This is a genomic window from Maribellus luteus, assembly GCF_003576475.1.
Lineage (GTDB): Bacteria > Bacteroidota > Bacteroidia > Bacteroidales > Prolixibacteraceae > Draconibacterium > Draconibacterium luteum.
In genome coordinates, this window is sequence record NZ_QWGR01000033.1 from 1 (window position 1) to 2,235 (window position 2,235).

Here is a 2,235-nt window from a genome sequence, read left to right on the forward strand (position 1 = left end):
TAATAGGTTAGTAATTCTTTGCCAATATAAACCGGGGCTGTAGTATCGGTAACAGTAACAATTGCCTCGCAAAAGTCAACATTTCCTGCTTCATCACTTACATAAAGTGTTACATCGTTATCGCCCAGTTCTGAACAGGAGAAATCATAGTTGTTAAGCCACATGGTATCTATTCCGATGTTGTCGGATGAACCATTGTCGATTTGTTCAGCAGTTAGAAGTGCTTGACCATTTGGATCAAGACTGATTGTAATATCCTGACAAATTGCATTGGGAGGTGTGCTGTCAACTACTGAAAAGGTTGCACTGGCGCCGGTGCCTGTAGCTGCCAAAGCGTTTATACTTGTGGATGTTCCTGCGCTAATTCTGATACCTAATGTTCCGACTCCTGTGAAATCGCTGATAGTTACAGTCGGATAAATGGTTGTTCCCTTAGCTACCGTAACCGTGCCGTTAGCAGACCCGGTTTTGTTAAGTGTGATATTTGCAGCTGATAAATTAACAGTCGCTGCACCACTGTACTTAATGTTGTAAGTCACCGGACTGCCTCCCGTAATCGGGCTGCTTGGATTACTTACAGTTATTGTTGGAACTACCGTTGATACTGAGATCGCACTTCCATTTTGCATGTCAAAAAATGGATAACCATCATTTATCGTTTGGCTTGCATTATCAATATCCCAAATATCTTCGCTACCATTGTTGGTTTCAACTTCAAAATCCCAGCCTGCATTTAAGAAAGTTGACAGAGTCTTCATCTCAGCGGTTGTTTTGCCTGTGCCGCCTTGACTGCTGCTCTGCTCTGACGTCTCTTTATCCCAAAATGAATTAGTAATGGTTCCACTAAAATAACGCCCGATAAGTCCGCCAATGGAAGAAAAACCGGAATTTACTCTAACTGTTGAATAGCAATTTTTAACCTCCCCGCCAACAATGTAACCAATTAGTCCTCCGGTGCGTTCAGGGCTACTTACAGAGCCTCTGGCATAACAGTTAACAATGTTGCCGGCGCCATAGGTTCCGTTGTTACTTCCAACGAGGCCTCCTGCTGCGTAGTTGGAACTGGTGACTGAACAAGAGGAATAACTATTGAAGATATCTCCAAGATTCATGCTTATTAAACCTCCTGCAACATAATCGGTGGCAACTATGTTCCCGGATGCAGAACAGTTTCTTACTGTAGCCTCGTTCCATCCGGCAAGTGCAGCTACATAGAATTCTCCTTCGAAATTTACATTGGTAAGGTGAATGTCTGTTAGGACTGCAGGGTTAAACACGAGTCCAAATAAGGCAATATACCCACTGGTGCTCCTTTTTATAAATAAGTTGTCGATGGTGTGCCCATTGCCATTGTATGTTCCCTTAAATGGATATCCTGAAACACCAATGGGAGAGAAACCGGCCCCGCCATTCCATCCACTTGTTGAGGAAGCATTAATGTCGGCCGTTTGAGTAAAGTGGGCATTCCAGTCTGCCGAGGTTTGACTTAATTCCTGTAAGTCGTTAAGTGTTGCTATTTGATAGGGAGAGGCGCTTGTACCGCTGCCACCACTATAGGTGCCGGCAAGCACATTGCCAGCCAGCGTAAAAAAAATGAAAATTGAAGTAAAAGTTAATTTCATGTAATTTAATTTATATTTAATTATTGTTCTTGTTCTCTTATAGAACGGCACATAATCCCGCACACTGAATCAACAGGGATTATATGTTTTGTATGTATAATATTGTGGTTATAAGTGAAGTGTGATTGTTTGTATCGCCTGAGTTTGTTGTCGACTTGAATATTGAGAGTTTACTTTAAGCATAAATTTTCTATAGGTTTATGTTTATTATAAGAGTTTTTAATGTTTAAGAAATACTGTACAATATAAAAATATGAATCATAAAAGACAATAGGGTGTTTTATTTTTTATGATAATTTTCGTGGCCAGGGAATGACTCAATAATCTATGTCTGTATTCGGAATTGGGATGGTGTTGCTGCCCCGGATTTTAGGATATATTGGCAGTTGGTTAGCTGAAGTATAAAAAAAAACAGGAACCCGCAATGGATTCCTGTTTTTTTACTCCAGAGATTTTATTCTTTATTCAGAATGAGTTTTCGCACATAAACCTGATTTTCGGCCCTGACGTTGACAAGGTACATTCCTGAAACCTGATCAGACAGGTTAAAGTCGATTCGCTCGCCTGCCAGGTAGGTTTTCTGCAGAATCCGTTTTCCTCCCATGTCGCTAAC

General features: G+C 41.0%; 2 protein-coding genes. Both read right to left on the bottom strand.

The genetic code is table 11. From position 1 onward, the window contains the following. On the bottom strand, nucleotides 1-1,622 hold a 1,622-nt coding region (locus D1614_RS23510), incomplete at its 3' end, for a GLUG motif-containing protein (protein ID WP_306439030.1). A 454-nt stretch (nucleotides 1,623-2,076) separates the two neighbouring features. Then, nucleotides 2,077-2,226: a T9SS type A sorting domain-containing protein gene (locus D1614_RS26510; RefSeq protein ID WP_119440442.1), complete on the bottom strand. Its 150-nt coding sequence runs from the start codon at nucleotides 2,224-2,226 to the stop codon at nucleotides 2,077-2,079. Nucleotides 2,227-2,235: the final 9 nt, after the last annotated feature.

Bases quoted from the DNA above. Each gene is read 5' to 3' on its own strand.
- D1614_RS26510 (WP_119440442.1), bottom strand. From the start codon at position 2,226: ATGGGAGGAAAACGGATTCTGCAGAAAACCTACCTGGCAGGCGAGCGA.